Here is a 17,035-nt window from a genome sequence, read left to right on the forward strand (position 1 = left end):
GTATCGGGGTCCCGGCCGTGCCGTACCGGCAGAGCGAGCCAGGAGTGTCCAGTGGTGTTACGGATCGACCGGTTCGGGCGTGCCCGTGCGGGACGCCTCGCGGGCGATGGTCCGTTCGTGGTCGGGGTTGAGGAACCAGTGCCGGGCCGAGGCCAGCCACCAGGTCGCGGCGAAGCCGAGGACGACGAGGACGGCGACCGGGGCGTAGTTGAAGGTCTCCGAGGTGACCGGGGAGACCTGCGGCAGCATGAACAGGACCGTGATCACGACGACCCACGCCACCGCCACCACTCCGATCGGCCGCGACCAGCGCCCCAGGTGCCACGGCCCGCGCTCGAAGTCCTCGCCCTTCCGCAGCCGCAGCAGCGTCGGGATGACGTAGGCGATGTACAGGCCGATCACCGCGATCGACGTCACCGCCGCGTACGCCGTGGCATTGATCAGGTACGGCAGCCCGAGCAGCAGGGCGCCCGCCGCCGCCAGCCACACCGCCGCCACGGGGGTGCGGGTGCGCGGGTTCACCGTGTGCCAGACGTGGGAGAAGGGCAGCGCGCCGTCCCTGGAGAAGGCGTAGATCATCCGGCTGTTGGCCGTCACCGACGCCATCCCGCAGAACAGCTGCGCCCCGATCACGACCAGGAGCAGCAGCTTGCCCGCCGTCGCGCCGAGCGCGTCGAGCAGGATCTGCGCGGGCGGAGCCCCCGTCGAGGACGTGAGAGCACCCTCGTACGACTGGATCGCGAAGGTGAAGCCGAGCAACAGCACGAAACCGGCTATCCATGACGTCCAGATGGAGCGGACGATTCCCTTCGGGCCCGCCGTCGACGCGTCGTGTGTCTCCTCCGTCATGTGGGCGGAGGCGTCGTAGCCGGTGAAGGTGTACTGGGCCATCAGCAGGCCGATCGCGACGACGTACACGCTGCTGCCCCAGCCCGTGTTGTTCACGAACTCGCCGAACACGAAGGACGCGGACTGGTGCCGGTCCGGGGAGAAGGTGAGTGCGCCGACGATCACCGCCACGCCGAGCACATGCCACCACACGCTCACGCTGTTGAGCAGGCCCACCACCCGCACCCCGAAGGTGTTCAGCAGGCCGTGCAGCACCAGGATCCCCGCGAAGAGGAGGATCGTGCGGCCGGGCGTCACCTCGAAGTCGAACTGCAGGTTCAGGTACGCGCCCAGGAAGGACGCCGCCCCGAAGTCGATGCCCGCGGTCACCGCGACCTGGCCGAGCACGTTGAACCAGCCCGTGAACCAGGCCCACGCGGCGGCCGTACGCGGGGGCGCCAGCCGGTGCGCCCAGAAGTACAGGCCCGCCGACGTCGGGTACGCCGAGCAGATCTCGGCCATCGCCAGGCCCACGAACAGGGTCATCAGTCCGACCGCGACCCAGCCCCAGGTGATCACGGCGGGACCGCCGGTGTTCATGCCGAACAGATACAGCGTCAGACATCCCGACAGGACCGAGATGATCGTGAAGGAGACCGCGTAGTTGGAGAACGCCGACATGCGGCGGGCAAGGACCTGCGTGTAGCCGAGCTGGGCCAATCGCTCTTCGTCAGACAGCCCACTCACTTTGGCGTCATCTGTCATGCCCCCAGCGATTCCCTCGCCGGGGGCATGACACACGTCACAACTTGGCTAGAAAATGGCCCTCGGGAACCGTCAGCAACGCCGGAAGGGCCCGTACGACCGAAGTCGTACGGGCCCTTCCTCACTTCACTCGGCGTCAGCCGTTGCGCTTCCAGCGCGGCTTGTCGTCCCGGCGTCCGAAGGAGCCGGAGCCGGTGCCGGTGCCGGTGCCGGTGCCGCCGCCGCGGTGGTCGTCACGACGGCCGTAGGGGCGGTCGTGGCCGCCGGAGCGGAAGCCCGGGCGGTCGTCGCGGCGGTCGCGGTTGACGGGGCGGTCGCTGCCACGGTGACCGCCGCGCTCGTCACGGCGCTCGAAGGGGCGGGCGGCCGGGCGGTCGTCACGGCGGAAGCCACCGCGGTCGTTGTCCCGACGCTCGAAGGAACGCCCACCGCGGTCGTCGCGACGCTCGAAGGAACGGCCGCCACGGTCGTCCCGACGCTCGTCACGGCGGAAACCACCACGGTCGTTGTCACGGCGCTCGAAGGAACGGCCGCCACGGTCGTCCCGACGGTCGTCGCGACGGACGCCACCTCGGTCGTTGTCCCTACGCTCGTCACGGCGGAACCCGCCACGGTCGTTGTCCCGACGCTCGAACGAACGACCACCACGGTCATCCCGACGCTCGTCACGACGGAACCCACCACGGTCGTTGTCCCGACGCTCGTCGCGACGGAAGCCACCCCGGTCGTTGTCACGGCGCTCACGACGCTCGTACGACGCCGAAGCCTCGGCCCGGTCCACATCCTGGGCGGCCGGCTGCTCGGGCACGGACGCCTCGAGGGCCTCCACCACCGCGGCCTGCGCCTCGGCGACCGCCGCCTCCGGGTCCTCGCCGCGCTCGCGGGCGACCCGGGCGACCAGCCGGTCGGCCTCCTCGCGCAGCTCGGCGGCGCGCCGCTGCGCCCGCTCCAGCTGCTTGGCGAGGTGGGCGACCTCACGCTCGGCCTGCTGCGCGGCGTTGCCCGCGGACTCGGCCTGGACCTCGGTCATCGAACGGGCGCCCGTGATCTCGGCGACCTCGGGCTCGAACGCCGTACCGGAGTTGATGATGTGACGGCCGGCGTCGACGCCCGCGTCCTCCATCAGCCGGAAGATCTGGCGGCGCTGGTGCGGGAGCGAGAGGGAGACGACCGTGCCGGTGCGACCGGCTCGGGCGGTACGACCCGCGCGGTGCAGGTAGTCCTTGTGGTTGCCCGCCGGGTCGACGTTCAGGACCAGGTCGATGCCGTCGACGTGGATGCCGCGCGCCGCGACGTCCGTGGCGACCAGGCAGTTGACGTAGCCGTCCTTGAAGTCGGCCAGCGTCCGGGTGCGCGCACCCTGCGTCATGCCGCCGTGCAGCGCGTCGGCCTTCACACCGGCGTCGCGCAGCTGCTCGGCGACACGGTCGGCACCGAGCTGGGTGCGGACGAAGATGATCGTGCGGCCCTTGCGGGAGGCGATCGCGGCGGTGACCGGCGCCTTGTCCTTGGGCTTCACGACGAGGATGTGGTGCGACATGGTCGTCACCGCGCCCTGGGCGGCGTCCACCTCGTGGTGGACCGGGTCCTTGAGGTACCGGTCGACGAGGGTCTTGATCTCGTTCTCCATGGTCGCGGAGAACAGCATCCGCTGGCCGCCGGCCGGGATCTGGTCGAGCAGCTCGGTGACCTCGGGCAGGAAGCCCAGGTCGGACATCTGGTCGGCCTCGTCGAGTACGGCGATCTGCACGTTCTCGAGGGAGCAGGCGCCGCGGTTGATGATGTCGCGGAGGCGGCCGGGCGTGGCGACGAGGATGTCGACGCCGCGCTCGAGGGCGTAGATCTGGTTGCCCATGGAGGTGCCGCCGCAGACGACCTTCATCTTCAGGCCGACGACGTCGCCGTAGGGCTGCAGCGCGTCCGCCACCTGCATGGCGAGCTCACGGGTCGGGGTGAGAATGACGGCGCGGGGCTTGCGCTTCTCGGTGCGGCCGCCGGCCAGCGTGGCCAGGGCCGGCAGGCCGAAGGAGAGGGTCTTGCCGGAGCCGGTGCGGCCACGGCCGAGGATGTCCTTGCCGGCCAGGGCGTCCGGGATGGTCGCGGCCTGGATCGGGAAGGGGCTGGTCACGCCGTTCTGCGCGAGCTTGCGCACGACGCCCTCGGGGAGACCGAGGTCCGCGAAGGTGAGCTCGGGGGCCTCTACGGTCTCGTCCCCGTTCTCGGGCACGACGACGTGATCAGTACTGGAAATGGACATGCGAATGCGAAACCTTCCGGAGTCTCGTCGGCACGCGCCCGTCAACTCCGTGATTTCGCAATACGACCGCCTCTATGCGGTCAGCCACGGCAAGGGAGAGAACGCGCCACACGGCGCGCTCTTCTATGGCGCCGGGCAAATGAATCAAACGATCTATAACCATACGCACCCACCAGCCCCCATGGCAAACCGCATCCCCGAGAGACAGGTCACACCCTCACGCCGGTGACCCAGCGGTCGGCGCCGGCTCCCGCTGGGCCAGTTGCGGTGCCGTCTCTCCATGCGCCGACGACGACGGCTCGGCGACCGTCGGATCCGGCGAGACGGTCGGCGACGGCGGCGTGGGCGTCGGCTCCGGCGCGACCGTCCGCGTAGGCGTCGGCTGCGGCTTGGTCGGCTCGGGCTCACCCGCGCCGCCCGTCCCGCCGGGCCCACCCGGACGCACCGGCACCGAAGGAGCCCCGCTCCCGGCCGCGGAAGCCGAAGCCGAAGGCCCCCCGGACTCCTCCTCCGACTTGCCCTTGCCGTCCCGCTTCTCCCCGCCGCCCTTCCCGTCCCGCTTGCCGCCCGTCGCCGCCCCGTACCCGGAGCCACCGCCCGACACGGCCGATCCCCCGTCGGGCGCCTCACCACCCCGCTGCCCGGCGGAATGGGACGGCTTGGCGCTCCCGCCCGGCCCGTCGTCACCCACGCTCATACAGCCGGCGGCAGCGGCGACGGCCACGACCGTGGCGGCCAGGCGAACGGGTACGTACAAGGGGCGCACGGGCAGCCACCTCCGGGGAGGGCGAAGAAGTCAACCTGCCCAACTCCCGCCGCCCACAAGAGGACACGCGCAGGACGACACTCGACGCGTCGCTACTGGACACGCGCCGGCTCAGCCGTATCCCAGCGCGTGCAGCCGGGCGTCGTCGATCCCGAAGTGATGCGCGATCTCATGCACCACCGTCACCTCGGTCTCCTCCACGACCTCCTCCCGCGACTCGCACATCCGCAGCGTCGGCCCCCGGTAGATCGTGATCCGGTCCGGCAGCACCCCGGCGTACCACTCCCCGCGATCGGTCAGCGGAGTCCCCTCGTACAGGCCGAGCAGCTCGGGATCGTCCACGGGCGGTTCGTCCTCGACGAACACCGCGACGTTGTCCATCAGCCGCGTCAGCTCCGGCGGGATACGGTCCAGCGCCTCGGCGACCAGTTCCTCGAACTCCTCGCGCGTCATCTCCAGCACAGGGCCATTGTCCGGTACGGAAGGGCCGTAGGAGAGTCACGGCGACGGTATGAGAGTCACCACCGCCCCGCATATCCGCTGCCGGACTTGGGCATACGGGACCAATGGCCGCCCGCGTTCCCAACGTCGCCGCCCTGAACCGCGTACGCCGGGCACCGCGTGCGCTCGCCCGCCGCTACCGTTCCCGCCGCCCGCACCCCGCCGTCGAACTCGTCCCCCAGCCGCACCCCTGGAGCCGCGCCCTGGGGCTGGTCGCGGTCGTGCTGCTGGGCGCCTGGCTGGGCCTGCTGATCGTCGGGAACGTCCGGGTTCCCGTCGGGCCCATGGACACCACCATGACCCTGCGCCCCTCGCTCGCCGGGGGCACGAAGATCAACGTCTCGCCGCTCGGCGCGCTGCAACTGGACAGCCATGTCGCCCCGGTCCGCCTGGACGTGAACGTCGACCAGCTCGACCCGGTCCGCTCCCAGGCCCTCGTCGACCATCCCGAACGCATCTCCGGCCTCCAGGACGAAGTCGCCGAGGACGTCGGGCACGGCACGCTCGACCTCGCCGTACGCTCCTGCGTCGCCGTCGTCTCCGGCGCCACCGCCCTCGGCCTCGCGGTCTACCGCCGCCCCCGCCGCGCCCTCGCGGCCGGCGGCCTCGCCCTCACCCTCCTCGCCGCGTCCGGCGGCACGGCCTTCGCCACCTGGAACCCGAACTCGGTCCTCGAGCCCAAGTTCTCCGGCCTGCTCTCCTCCGCACCCTCCCTGGTCGGCGACGCACGCAGCATCGTCACCGAATTCGACGTCTACCAGAAGGAGTTGGCGCGCCTCGTCACCAACGTGACGAAGCTGTACGACGCCACGTCCACGCTCCCGGCCTACCAGCCCGACCCGACCACGATCCGGGTCCTGCACGTCTCGGACATCCACCTCAACCCGGCGAGCTGGAAGATCATCGCCTCGCTGGTCAAGCAGTACGAGGTGAACGTGATCGTCGACTCCGGCGACACCATGGACCACGGCACGGCCGCCGAGAACGGCTTCCTGGACCCGATCGAGGACCTGGGCGCCCCGTACGTCTGGGTCCGCGGCAACCACGACTCCATGATCACCCAGCGCTATCTGGAGCGTATGAAGAACGTCCACGTCCTCGACGACGGCCGCGCGGTGTCCGTCGCGGGCCTGCGCTTCGCGGGCATCGGCGACCCCCAGTTCACCCCCGACCGCACGAACGAGATCGGCGCCGAGCAGTCGCAGGAACTGGCGGGCGCGCGGCTGGCCACCGCCCTGCGCGACCAGAAGGCCGCCGGAAACCCGGTCGACGTGGCCGTCGCCCATGAGCCGCCCGCGGCCCGCGAGACGGACGGCCAGGTGCCGCTGGTCCTGGCGGGCCACCTCCACCACTCCGAGATGGAGGTCATGCCGTACGGCACCCGTCTGCGCATCGAGGGCTCCACGGGCGGCAGCGGCCTGCGCGCGATCGAGGGCAAGTACCCCGACCCGATCGAGACGTCGATCCTCTACTTCGACCGCGACACCCGCCGCCTCCAGGCCTGGGACGAGATCAGACTGGGCGGCCTGGGCCTGACGACGGCGGAGGTGGCCCGCCACCTCCCGGAGGAGAACCAGCCGGGAGCCGCCCCGACACCCACCCCGACACCCACTCCGACCCCGTCCCCGTCACCCTCCCCCACCCCCGCGACCACATCCCCGTAAACCGTTTTGGCGATACCTCCCGCCATCCCATATGCTTCTCACGTCCCCGACGCGCTGAGAGGCGCCCAGGCGGGCCGATAGCCCTCATCGTCTAGCGGCCTAGGACGCCGCCCTTTCAAGGCGGTAGCACGGGTTCGAATCCCGTTGGGGGCACGCAACACCGTGTGCGACACTGTCGTACGCATCGCTTGGTCCTGTGGAGCAGTTTGGAGTGCTCGCCACCCTGTCAAGGTGGAGGCCGCGGGTTCAAATCCCGTCAGGACCGCTGAGGTTTTCCAGAAAGCCTCGTGACGGCTGGGTAGCTCAGTTGGTACGAGCGACCGCCTGAAAAGCGGTAGGTCGCCGGTTCGATCCCGGCCCCAGCCACAGCCCAAGGGCCCTGCTCAGTGAGCAGGGCCCTTGATCATTTTCGAGCCGTGTCCCATGCGGCGAAGTCTGAGGCCGGTCCGCCGGAAACAAAAGCGTTCGCCACCGATTTCCCCGGGATGAGATCCTGGACCGCGTATGTCTACGCACCCCGCCCCCGGCACCCCCGCCCTCGGCGCCCTCGCCCCCCGTCTGGCCGAACTGTCGCTGCGCGACGCGCACCGGCTCGGCCGGCGGCTCGAAGGTGCCCGCAAGATCCGCAAGCCGGAGGCCCGCGCCGCCGTTCTCGCCGAGATCGAGGCCGAGGTCGCCAAGGCCGAACAGCGGATGGGCGAGCGGCGGGCCCGCGTTCCCGCCGTCAGCTATCCCGAGCAGCTTCCGGTCAGCCAGAAGCGCGACGACATCGCCGACGCCATCCGTGACCACCAGGTCGTGATCGTCGCCGGTGAGACCGGATCCGGGAAGACCACGCAGATCCCGAAGATCTGCATGGAGCTCGGCCGGGGCGTGCGCGGCATGATCGGGCACACGCAGCCCCGGCGGATCGCGGCGCGTACCGTCGCCGAGCGGGTGGCGGAAGAGCTGGACACCCCGCTCGGCGAGGCCGTCGGCTGGAAGGTGCGGTTCACCGACCAGGTCAACCCGGACGCCACCTTCATCAAGCTGATGACCGACGGCATCCTGCTCGCCGAGATCCAGACCGACCGCGAGCTGCGCGCCTACGACACGATCATCATCGACGAGGCCCACGAGCGGTCCCTCAACATCGACTTCCTGCTCGGGTATCTCGCGCAGTTGCTGCCGAAGCGGCCCGATCTCAAGGTCGTCATCACCTCGGCCACCATCGACCCCGAGCGCTTCTCCCGGCACTTCGGCGACGCCCCGATCATCGAGGTCAGCGGGCGTACCTACCCCGTCGAGGTCCGCTACCGGCCCCTCCTTGAGGACGACTCCGACGACGCCGACCGCGACCAGATCACCGCGATCCTCGACGCCGTCGAGGAGCTTCAGGGCGAGGGAAAGGGCGACATCCTCGTCTTCCTCTCCGGTGAGCGGGAGATCAGGGACACCGCCGACGCGCTCGTACGGAAGCAGTACCGCTTCACCGAGGTCCTCCCCCTCTACGCCCGGCTGTCCCACGCCGAGCAGCATCGCGTCTTCCAGCCCCACACCGGCCGCAGGATCGTTCTGGCGACCAACGTCGCCGAGACCTCCCTCACCGTCCCGGGCATCAAGTACGTCATCGACCCCGGCTTCGCCCGGATCAGCCGGTACAGCCATCGCACGAAGGTGCAGCGGCTCCCCATCGAGCCGGTCTCCCAGGCCAGCGCCAACCAGCGCAAGGGCCGCTGCGGCCGTACGTCCGACGGCATCTGTATCCGCCTCTACAGCGAGGACGACTTCGAGGCCCGCCCGGAGTTCACGGACGCGGAGATCCTGCGTACGAACCTCGCGTCCGTCATCCTGCAGATGACCGCCGCCGGACTCGGCGACATCGAGAAGTTCCCCTTCATCGACCCGCCGGACCACCGCAACATCCGCGACGGCGTCCAACTCCTCCAGGAACTGGGCGCGTTGGACCCCACGCAGAAGGACTCGCGAAAGCGCCTCACCGACACCGGCCGCAAGCTCGCCCAGCTGCCCGTCGACCCCCGGCTGGCCCGCATGGTCCTGGAGGCCGACAAGAACGGCTGTGTCCGCGAGGTCATGGTCATAGCCGCCGCCCTGTCCATCCAGGACCCGCGCGAGCGCCCGGCCGACAAGCAGACGCAGGCCGACCAGCAGCACGCCCGCTTCAAGGACGAGACCAGCGACTTCCTCGCCTATCTCAACCTGTGGCGGTACATCCGCGAGCAGCAGAAGGAACGCGGCTCGTCGTCCTTCCGCCGGATGTGCAAGCAGGAGTACCTGAACTTCCTGCGCATCCGCGAATGGCAGGACATCTATACGCAGTTGAGAACGGTCGCCAAGCAGATGGGCATCCATCTGAACGAGGAGGACGCGCCCGAGCAGAGGGTCCACGTCTCACTCCTCGCAGGGCTGCTCTCCCACATCGGCATGAAGGACGTGAAGGACGGCACGAAGAACGAGTATCTGGGCGCCCGGAGCGCCAAGTTCGCGATCTTCCCCGGCTCCGCCCTGTTCAAGAAGCCCCCGCGCTTCGTGATGTCCGCCGAACTGGTGGAGACCAGCCGCCTGTGGGCCCGCGTCAACGCCCGCATCGAGCCCGAGTGGGTCGAACCCCTCGCCGAGCACCTGCTCAAGCGGACGTACAGCGAACCGCACTGGGAGAAGGACCAGGCCGCGGTGATGGCGTACGAGAAAGTCACGCTCTACGGCGTCCCGATCATCGCCGACCGCAAGGTCAACTACGGCCGGATCGACCCGGAGGCCTCCCGCGAGCTGTTCATCCGCAACGCGCTCGTCGAGGGCGACTGGCGCACGCACCACAAGTTCTTCGCCGACAACCGCAAGCTCCTCAGCGAGGTCGAGGAGCTGGAGCACCGCGCCCGGCGCCGGAACATCCTCGTCGACGACGAGACGCTCTTCGACTTCTACGACCAGAAGGTCCCCGAACACGTCGTCTCCGGCGCCCACTTCGACTCCTGGTGGAAGCACAAGCGGCACGAGCAGCCCGACTTCCTCGACTTCGAGCGCGAGATGCTCATCCGGGAGTCCGCGGAGGCGGTCACCAAGGCCGACTATCCGGACTCCTGGCGGCAGGGCAACCTGAAGTTCCGGGTGACGTACCAGTTCGAGCCGGGCGCGGACGCCGACGGCGTGACCGTCCATATCCCGCTCCAGGTCCTGAACCAGGTCACGGACGAGGGCTTCGACTGGCAGATTCCCGGGCTGAGGGAGGAGGTCGTCACCGAGCTGATCCGCTCCCTCCCGAAGCCGATCCGCCGCAACTACGTGCCGGCGCCGAACTTCGCGAAGAGGTTCCTGGACACGGCCGTGCCCCTCCAGGAACCCCTCACCACCACCATGGCCCGCGAGCTGAAGCGCATGGTGGGCGTTCCCTTCACCGCGGACGACTTCGACTGGTCCAAGGTCCCCGACCACCTCCGTATCACCTTCCGGATCGTCGACGAGCGGCGCCGCAAGCTGGCCGAGGACAAGGATCTGGAGACTCTGAAGCTCCAGCTGAAGCCGAAGGCGAGGAAAGCCCTCTCGCAGGCCGCTGCGGCCACCGCCGAACGCCAGGGCGGCGAGTCCCTGGAGCGCAAGGGCCTCACCGACTGGACGATCGGCTCCCTCACCCGCGTCTTCGAGACCCGGCGTGCGGGGCAGCCCGTGAAGGCGTACCCGGCGCTGGTGGACGACGGCGACACCGTCTCCGTACGCCTCTTCGACACGGAGGCGGAGCAGCAGCAGGCCATGTGGAAGGGCATGCGGCGGCTGATCCTCCGCAACATCCCGGTGAACCCGGCGAAGTTCGCGTCCGAGAAGCTGACGAACGCCCAGAAGCTCGCCCTGTCCGCCAATCCGCACGGCTCCATCCAGGCCCTGTTCGACGACTGCGCGATGGCGGCGGCGGACAAGCTGATCGGCGACTTCGGAGGGCCGGTCTGGGACGAGGAGTCGTACCGGAAGCTGTACGACAAGGTCCGCGCCGAGATCGTCGACACGACGGTCCGTACGGTGGAGCAGGTGCAGCAGGTCCTCGCCGCGTGGCAGGCCTGTGAGCGCCGTCTGAAGGCCGTACGGAGCCCCGCGCTGCTGCCGAACCTGGCGGACGTACGGGCTCAGCTGGACGGCCTCGTGAAGCCGGGCTTCGTGACGGAGGCGGGGACGCGGCGGCTGCCGGATCTGATGCGGTACCTGGTGGCCGCGGACCGCCGGCTCCAGCAGATGCCGACGAACGTCCAGCGGGACACCACGCGCATGGAGAAGGTCCACGAGATGCGGGACGAGTACGCGTGGCTGCTGGAGCAGATGCCGCAGGGCCGGCCTGTGCCCTCCTCCGTCCTGGACATCCGCTGGATGATCGAGGAGCTCCGGGTCAGCTACTTCGCTCACGCGCTCGGCACGGCGTACCCCGTCTCCGACAAGCGCATCGTGAAGGCGATCGACGCGGCGGCCCCGTAACCGGTCCCGCACCCTAAGTGAGTTCGACCAGGCGGCGCCCCTCCTGTACAGTCTCTTCTCGCAGCACAACGCACCACCAAGTGCCGCGAAACCAGGTCCTGTGGAGCAGTTTGGAGTGCTCGCCACCCTGTCAAGGTGGAGGCCGCGGGTTCAAATCCCGTCAGGACCGCAGTGAGAAGAGCAGGGCCCGCACCGAACAAGGCTGCGGGCCTTCTTCATGACCCCACGCACCTCAGCAACGCTCGCCACCCTGCCAAGGTGAAGGCGCGTTTCAAAGCCCGGGTCTTCCGACCTGGGCTTTGTTGTGCTCCGGATACTGCCGTGCTCCCGCCCTGCTTCGCGGCGCCCCCCTGACGCTGTCTTGACGTCGTCTCCATCGCTCGGTACCCAGAAACCAAGGGCGCTTCTCGGGCGGTCCTGTGGAGGTGGGGTATGGCGGCATCGGCCAGGCATGAGACGCGGGCGTTGCTTCGTGCGCATCTGGCGGCCGCCTCCTCCTATCGCCATCTGACGCGCCACTGCCCGATCTGCCACCATCTGCTGCGGCTGGCCATGGACACGGCCCCACGGACCGCCCGGGATCCGCAGGAGGCCGTGGAGGACGAAAGCACCTCGCCCGCGTGACGAACGACCGGCTCGACGACGGTCCCGTGGTGGGACGCTGGAACGTGCGGCGCTCAATAGCGCACAGGAGACAGGGGCGACAAGGACCCTGGCATGTGACGGGTGTCACCGGATGAGTTTTTCAAACCCCGGTTCTTACCCTGCTCCTACAACTGTTCAATTTAATATGTGCAATTGCACCCGCCTGAGGCATCTCCCAGAGCTCGCACACAGGAGATCCGACACCCCTCCCCAGACTCCGACAAGGCTGCTCACGGAGCCGGCCGGACCGTTCGCGACAGGGCACAAAAAAGATCGCGCTGGACCCGGCGGAGTCCAGCGCGATCGACGACGCACCCTGTGATGTGCTTCATAAGCTCTGTGGAGCTCGGGCGTGGGCTCCGTTGGGGCAGAACCCGCGTCGTGGTGGAGCTAGGTTTCCGAACGCCTCGGCCAGTGGGGGACCAGCCGGTTTGCCCGGTTTATTCAGTTGTTCAGGCTTCGCTGCGCTGCTGCGGAATGCCCGCGAGCAGAGCACGGACCTCCGCCTCGCGGTAGCGGCGGTGCCCGCCGAGCGTGCGGATCGATGTAAGCTTCCCGGCCTTCGCCCACCGCGTGACCGTCTTCGGGTCCACACGGAACATGGTGGCGACCTCAGCCGGGGTCAGCAGCGGCTCGGCATCAGGGGTGCGAGCGGTCATGAGCGGCCTCCTCGGGAGAACCGAACCTTCTCGGTTCTTTCCTCTAAATTCTGCACCTTGACCCGCGTTGCCCGAAATGGCGGACGCGGGTCGAGTCGGTTATAGGACGAACGGCTTGTCCTCGGCACTACAACTACACCATCTGTCCAGCCGCGTCGGCCAAACCGATGGAATTGCCCCCCAGGTGTTCATCGGCGACGGAAGCCGATGGACCATGCCATAGCGGACAGTCACGCCGCTGTGACGATCAGTCACAGGACGATCAGGAGTCACAAGACCCCCCAAAGCAGGCAATGCAGAGATTCCGCCCACAGTGGAACACGGTAGGACGGAGGGAGTCCTCCCCGGACTCCTTGTCCTATTTTGACATGAGGAGGGGCAAGGGAGGCAAGGGCCGCGTACGTGCGGTCCGTCACGCTTGAGACATAAGCCCGGATCGGGACCAACGCCCCATGTTGACGAAACCTCAGGAACCTCAGGACGAGGACGAAACCCCAAAACGGGCGTCAGGTCAAACGTCAGTTCCCCGACCGCAGGTCAGGCGTCATATCGCCGAACGACGATCAAACTCCGGATGTCAGTTCGCCGACCGCCGGTCCCGCACCGACCGCCACCGCTCCACGAGCCGGCCGTACGCCTCGCCCGCCGCCTCGCCGTCCCCCTCCCGCAGCGCCGCGATCCCCTCGGCCACGTCGGCGGCCGAGTGGTCGTCCTCCAGCTCGCCGGGCGGCAGGGTGTGCACCAGGCCGCCGTAGTCCAGCTCGACCAGCGAGCGCGGATGGAACTCCTCCAGCCAGCGCCCCACGTCCAGCAGGCCGTCGATCAGCGGCCCCTCGTCGATGGTGTCCTTCAGGGTCCTGAGCGCCCGCGCCACCCGCCGCCGGGCCTGCACCATCGGCGTCCGGTAGCGCAGCATCGGCGGAACCTCGCCGGAGCCCTTGTCGAAACGCCGCTCCTCGTCCGCGACCAGCACGAACCAGTGCAGCGGCACCTGCCAGGTCGAGGTGCGGATCCACGGCCGGGCGTCGGGGTTGCGGGCCAGCCAGCGCTCGTAGTCCTGGGCCGCCTGGCGCCGTACGACGGGCGGCAGGACCGCGTCCAGGACGGGCGGCGGCAGCTCCTCGGCGAGATCGCCGAGCGCCTGCCAGCCGCGCAGCCGGGTGCGCCAGGGGCAGACGCAGACCACCCCGTCGACCTCCAGCACGAAGGCGTCGCGGCTCTCGTGCACCGGCACCGGAACGGGCGGCGTGGGCAGCAAGTCGGCCAGCGCGCGGCGGAGTTCGTCCTGGTACGTGGGACGGTCGGGGCTCCGGGCGTACCGCGTCCAGTGGTCGCGCTCCCGCTCAGGGAAGGCGGCCAGCGGTTCGTACACACGCAGATAGGTCGCGTACGGGACGATCACCGAGGACACCTTGGGCACGCCTGCTCCCTCCCCCGCCGTCTGCCAGGAAAACCTGCGAAACCCGCTCACAAACGTGCGGGAAAACTATGCAAATCGTCGCACGGGCGTACTCCGGGAGTAGGTGATCCTGAGCACGTCGCGGTCGGCGGGGCGTAGAGGCTCTAATCTCGTGCTAGCTGCCCCCGCCACCCTTACGGGAGCTCGTCCCAACCGCCGCTACTTACCCAGGAGTCACCACCGTGACCGACGTAACCGGCGCGCCTGCTGATGTACTGCACACCCTGTTCCATTCGGACCAGGGGGGTCATGAGCAAGTCGTGCTCTGCCAGGACCGAGCCAGCGGCCTCAAGGCCGTCATCGCCATCCACTCCACCGCCCTGGGCCCCGCACTCGGCGGTACGCGCTTCTACCCGTACGCCACCGAGGAGGAGGCCGTCGCCGACGCGCTCAACCTCTCGCGCGGGATGTCGTACAAGAACGCCATGGCCGGGCTCGACCACGGCGGCGGCAAGGCCGTGATCATCGGTGACCCCGAGCGCGACAAGACCGAGGAGCTGCTGCTCGCCTACGGGCGTTTCGTGGCCTCGCTCGGCGGCCGGTACGTCACCGCGTGCGACGTCGGCACGTACGTCGCCGACATGGACGTCGTCCACCGCGCATGCCGCTGGACCACCGGCCGCTCGCCCGAGAACGGCGGCGCCGGCGACTCCTCCGTCCTCACCGCGTACGGCGTCTACCAGGGCATGCGGGCCAGCGCCCAGCATCTGTGGGGCGACCCCTCGCTGCGGGCCAGGCGCATCGGCATCGCGGGCGTCGGCAAGGTCGGCCGCCACCTGGTGGAGCACCTGGTCGCGGAGGGCGCCGAGGTCTTCGTGACCGACGTGCGCGAGGAGGCCGTACGGCAGATGACCGAGCGGTACGACACCGTGCTGGCCGTCCCGGACACCGAGGCGCTGATCCGCGTCGACGGGCTCGGTATCTACGCCCCCTGCGCGCTGGGCGGCGCGCTCGACGACGACACCGTGCCGGTGCTCACCGCCGAGATCGTGTGCGGCGCCGCCAACAACCAGCTGGCCCACCCGGGCGTCGAGAAGGACCTGGCCGACCGCCACATCCTGTACGCGCCCGACTACGTGGTGAACGCGGGCGGTGTCATCCAGGTCGCCGACGAACTGCACGGCTTCGACTTCGAGCGGTGCAAGGCGAAGGCGGCCCAGATCTACGACACCACGCTGGCTATATTCGCACGTGCGAAGGCAGATGGCATTCCGCCGGCCGCCGCGGCCGACCGGATCGCCGAGCAGCGGATGCACGAGGCGGCGACGGCGCGCGGACGCTGAGTGCGCCCGGGCCGGTCCGGGAGGTTTGGCCGGTACCCGTCGGTGGGCACTTAGAGAGAACTCTCACTTCCATCGGCGGGTCGACCGCCAGGAAGTGGTTAAAATCGCGGTTGACCAGCGAGGACAGGGCGCCTCGAAGGTCCTGTGCACACGCGGCTGCTGCGGGCGACGTACCGTATGGGCGCGGGCTCAGGTACCGTGGAAGCCCTACGGACCGGCCTCTCCACGGAGAGTCCGTTCCAGATCATGAACGCGTGTCGAGACTCTGGGGCCGTCGAGCCCCGTCACCGAGGGGGTCGAGCCATGGGGCGCGGCCGGGCCAAGGCCAAGCAGACGAAGGTCGCCCGCCAGCTGAAGTACAACAGCGGCGGGACTGACCTGTCGCGTCTGGCCAACGAGCTGGGCGCTTCGACTTCGAGCCAGCCGCCGAACGGCGAGCCGTTCGAGGACGACGAAGACGACGACGACCCGTACGCGCAGTACGCGGATCTCTACAACAACGACGAGGACGAAGAGGACGACGAGTCCGGTCCCACGTCGCAACAACGCCGCGGCGCTTGACTGTCGAGCAGTGCCTGACCCGGTCCTGAGCGGTTACCCGTCGGACCGGGTTTTGCGCTGCCTTCGCAGGCGCCGGCCGGGGGCGCAGTCAGTGTGAATACGCGCCGACCAGCTCCGCACCCGTGGCATGGTCGCCGCGGTCCGTGATCTCGCCGGCCACCCATGCCTCGACACCGCGGTCGGCCAGGGTCGCCAGGGCCACGTCCGACGCTGCCTCCGGGACGATCGCGATCATGCCGACGCCCATGTTGAGGGTCTTCTCCAGCTCCAGCAGCTCGACGTCGCCGGTCTTGCCGACGAGGTCGAACACCGGGGCCGGGGTCCAGGTGGAGCGGTCGACGATCGCGTGCAGGCTGTCCGGGATGACGCGGGCGAGGTTGGCCGCCAGTCCGCCGCCGGTGACATGGCTGAACGCGTGCACATCCGTCGTCCGGGTCAGCGCCAGGCAGTCCAGCGAGTAGATCTTGGTGGGCTCAAGGAGTTCCTCGCCGAGGGTGCGGCCGAACTCGGCGACCTGGGTGTCCAGCGCCATGCCCGCGCGGTCCAGCAGGACATGCCGTACGAGCGAGTACCCGTTCGAGTGAAGACCGGAGGCCGCCATGGCGATCACCGTGTCACCCGTACGGATACGATCCGGGCCGAGCAGCCGGTCGGCCTCCACTACGCCCGTGCCGGCGCCGGCGACGTCGAAGTCGTCCGGGCCGAGCAGACCGGGGTGCTCGGCGGTCTCGCCGCCCACCAGAGCGGTGCCGGCGAGGACGCAGCCCTCGGCGATGCCCTTCACGATGGCGGCCACCCGCTCGGGGTGGACCTTGCCGACGCAGATGTAGTCGGTCATGAACAGCGGCTCGGCGCCGCACACCACGATGTCGTCCATCACCATGGCGACCAGGTCGTGGCCGATGGTGTCGTAGACGCCCATCTGGCGCGCGATGTCGACCTTGGTGCCGACGCCGTCGGTGGCGGACGCGAGCAGTGGACGCTCGTAGCGCTTGAGGGCGGAGGCGTCGAAGAGGCCGGCGAAACCGCCGAGGCCGCCGAGGACCTCGGGGCGCTGCGTCTTCTTCACCCACTCCTTCATCAGCTCGACGGCGCGGTCGCCCGCTTCGATGTCGACGCCGGCAGCCGCGTAGGAAGCACCGGAAGCAGCATGAGTCTCAGACATTGCCTGGGATCTTTCGGGTTGGTT

At 69.2% G+C, this 17,035-nt stretch carries 12 protein-coding genes and 4 tRNA genes; 9 read left to right on the forward strand and 7 right to left on the reverse strand.

All coding sequences use genetic code 11. The annotated features are described in order from the left end of the window. Nucleotides 1–57: 57 nt before the first annotated feature. The 4 genes from QQY66_RS22705 to QQY66_RS22720 all read right to left on the reverse strand — a co-directional run bounded on the left by QQY66_RS22705 (nt 58) and on the right by QQY66_RS22720 (nt 5,078). On the reverse strand, nt 58–1,593 hold the full coding sequence (locus tag QQY66_RS22705) for an amino acid permease (RefSeq protein ID WP_301982177.1): 1,536 nt from the start codon (nt 1,591–1,593) through the stop codon (nt 58–60). A gap of 136 nt (nt 1,594–1,729) precedes the next feature. Beyond that, nucleotides 1,730–3,850: a DEAD/DEAH box helicase gene (locus QQY66_RS22710; protein WP_301982178.1), complete on the reverse strand. Its 2,121-nt coding sequence runs from the start codon at nt 3,848–3,850 to the stop codon at nt 1,730–1,732. A 217-nt stretch (nt 3,851–4,067) separates the two neighbouring features. Next, nucleotides 4,068–4,616 carry a hypothetical protein gene (locus tag QQY66_RS22715; RefSeq protein WP_301982179.1) on the reverse strand — a complete coding sequence of 183 codons (549 nt, stop codon included), beginning with the start codon at nt 4,614–4,616 and terminating at the stop codon, nt 4,068–4,070. A gap of 111 nt (nt 4,617–4,727) precedes the next feature. Further along, nucleotides 4,728–5,078 carry a metallopeptidase family protein gene (locus QQY66_RS22720; RefSeq protein WP_301982180.1) on the reverse strand — a complete coding sequence of 117 codons (351 nt, stop codon included), beginning with the start codon at nt 5,076–5,078 and terminating at the stop codon, nt 4,728–4,730. A gap of 104 nt (nt 5,079–5,182) precedes the next feature. On the opposite strand from QQY66_RS22720, the gene QQY66_RS22725 reads away from it, so the two are divergent. The 7 genes from QQY66_RS22725 (at nt 5,183) to QQY66_RS22755 (ending at nt 11,863) form a co-directional block, all read left to right on the forward strand. After that, the gene (locus QQY66_RS22725) at nt 5,183–6,781 is read left to right on the forward strand and encodes a metallophosphoesterase (protein ID WP_301982181.1); all 1,599 of its coding nucleotides are present in this window, start codon (nt 5,183–5,185) and stop codon (nt 6,779–6,781) included. Nucleotides 6,782–6,861: 80 nt separating this feature from the next. Continuing rightward, nucleotides 6,862–6,934: transfer RNA gene (locus QQY66_RS22730), tRNA-Glu, on the forward strand. A 37-nt stretch (nt 6,935–6,971) separates the two neighbouring features. Further along, nucleotides 6,972–7,046 (forward strand) — tRNA-Asp (locus tag QQY66_RS22735). A 27-nt stretch (nt 7,047–7,073) separates the two neighbouring features. Then, nucleotides 7,074–7,147 (forward strand) — tRNA-Phe (locus QQY66_RS22740). Nucleotides 7,148–7,285: 138 nt separating this feature from the next. Beyond that, nucleotides 7,286–11,239, forward strand: a complete 3,954-nt coding sequence (hrpA, locus tag QQY66_RS22745; RefSeq protein WP_301982182.1) for an ATP-dependent RNA helicase HrpA — start codon at nt 7,286–7,288, stop codon at nt 11,237–11,239. Nucleotides 11,240–11,333: 94 nt separating this feature from the next. Then, nucleotides 11,334–11,408, forward strand: a tRNA-Asp gene (locus QQY66_RS22750). Nucleotides 11,409–11,671: 263 nt separating this feature from the next. After that, nucleotides 11,672–11,863, forward strand: coding sequence for a DUF6274 family protein (locus tag QQY66_RS22755; RefSeq protein WP_301982184.1), 192 nt, complete (start codon nt 11,672–11,674; stop codon nt 11,861–11,863). Nucleotides 11,864–12,336: 473 nt separating this feature from the next. On the opposite strand, the gene bldC is transcribed toward QQY66_RS22755, so the two are convergent. Both bldC and QQY66_RS22765 read right to left on the reverse strand, forming a co-directional pair. Continuing rightward, nucleotides 12,337–12,543 carry a developmental transcriptional regulator BldC gene (gene bldC, locus QQY66_RS22760; protein WP_003949541.1) on the reverse strand — a complete coding sequence of 69 codons (207 nt, stop codon included), beginning with the start codon at nt 12,541–12,543 and terminating at the stop codon, nt 12,337–12,339. A gap of 577 nt (nt 12,544–13,120) precedes the next feature. Beyond that, nucleotides 13,121–13,963 carry a hypothetical protein gene (locus tag QQY66_RS22765; RefSeq protein ID WP_301982185.1) on the reverse strand — a complete coding sequence of 281 codons (843 nt, stop codon included), beginning with the start codon at nt 13,961–13,963 and terminating at the stop codon, nt 13,121–13,123. 221 nt (nt 13,964–14,184) lie between these two features. On the opposite strand from QQY66_RS22765, the gene QQY66_RS22770 reads away from it, so the two are divergent. Further along, nucleotides 14,185–15,285 (forward strand): Glu/Leu/Phe/Val dehydrogenase dimerization domain-containing protein, encoded by a 1,101-nt coding sequence (locus QQY66_RS22770; protein ID WP_301982186.1) that lies wholly within the window; start codon nt 14,185–14,187, stop codon nt 15,283–15,285. Nucleotides 15,286–15,588: 303 nt separating this feature from the next. Further along, the gene (locus tag QQY66_RS22775) at nt 15,589–15,846 is read left to right on the forward strand and encodes a DUF3073 domain-containing protein (RefSeq protein ID WP_301982187.1); all 258 of its coding nucleotides are present in this window, start codon (nt 15,589–15,591) and stop codon (nt 15,844–15,846) included. Between the two features lie 88 nt (nt 15,847–15,934). Here the strand turns inward: QQY66_RS22775 and purM are convergent, their stop codons facing one another. Continuing rightward, nucleotides 15,935–17,011, reverse strand: a complete 1,077-nt coding sequence (gene purM / locus QQY66_RS22780; protein ID WP_301982188.1) for a phosphoribosylformylglycinamidine cyclo-ligase — start codon at nt 17,009–17,011, stop codon at nt 15,935–15,937. Nucleotides 17,012–17,035: the final 24 nt, after the last annotated feature.

Origin of the sequence: Streptomyces sp. DG2A-72 (genome assembly GCF_030499575.1) — a bacterium.
Classification (GTDB): Bacteria; Actinomycetota; Actinomycetes; order Streptomycetales; family Streptomycetaceae; genus Streptomyces.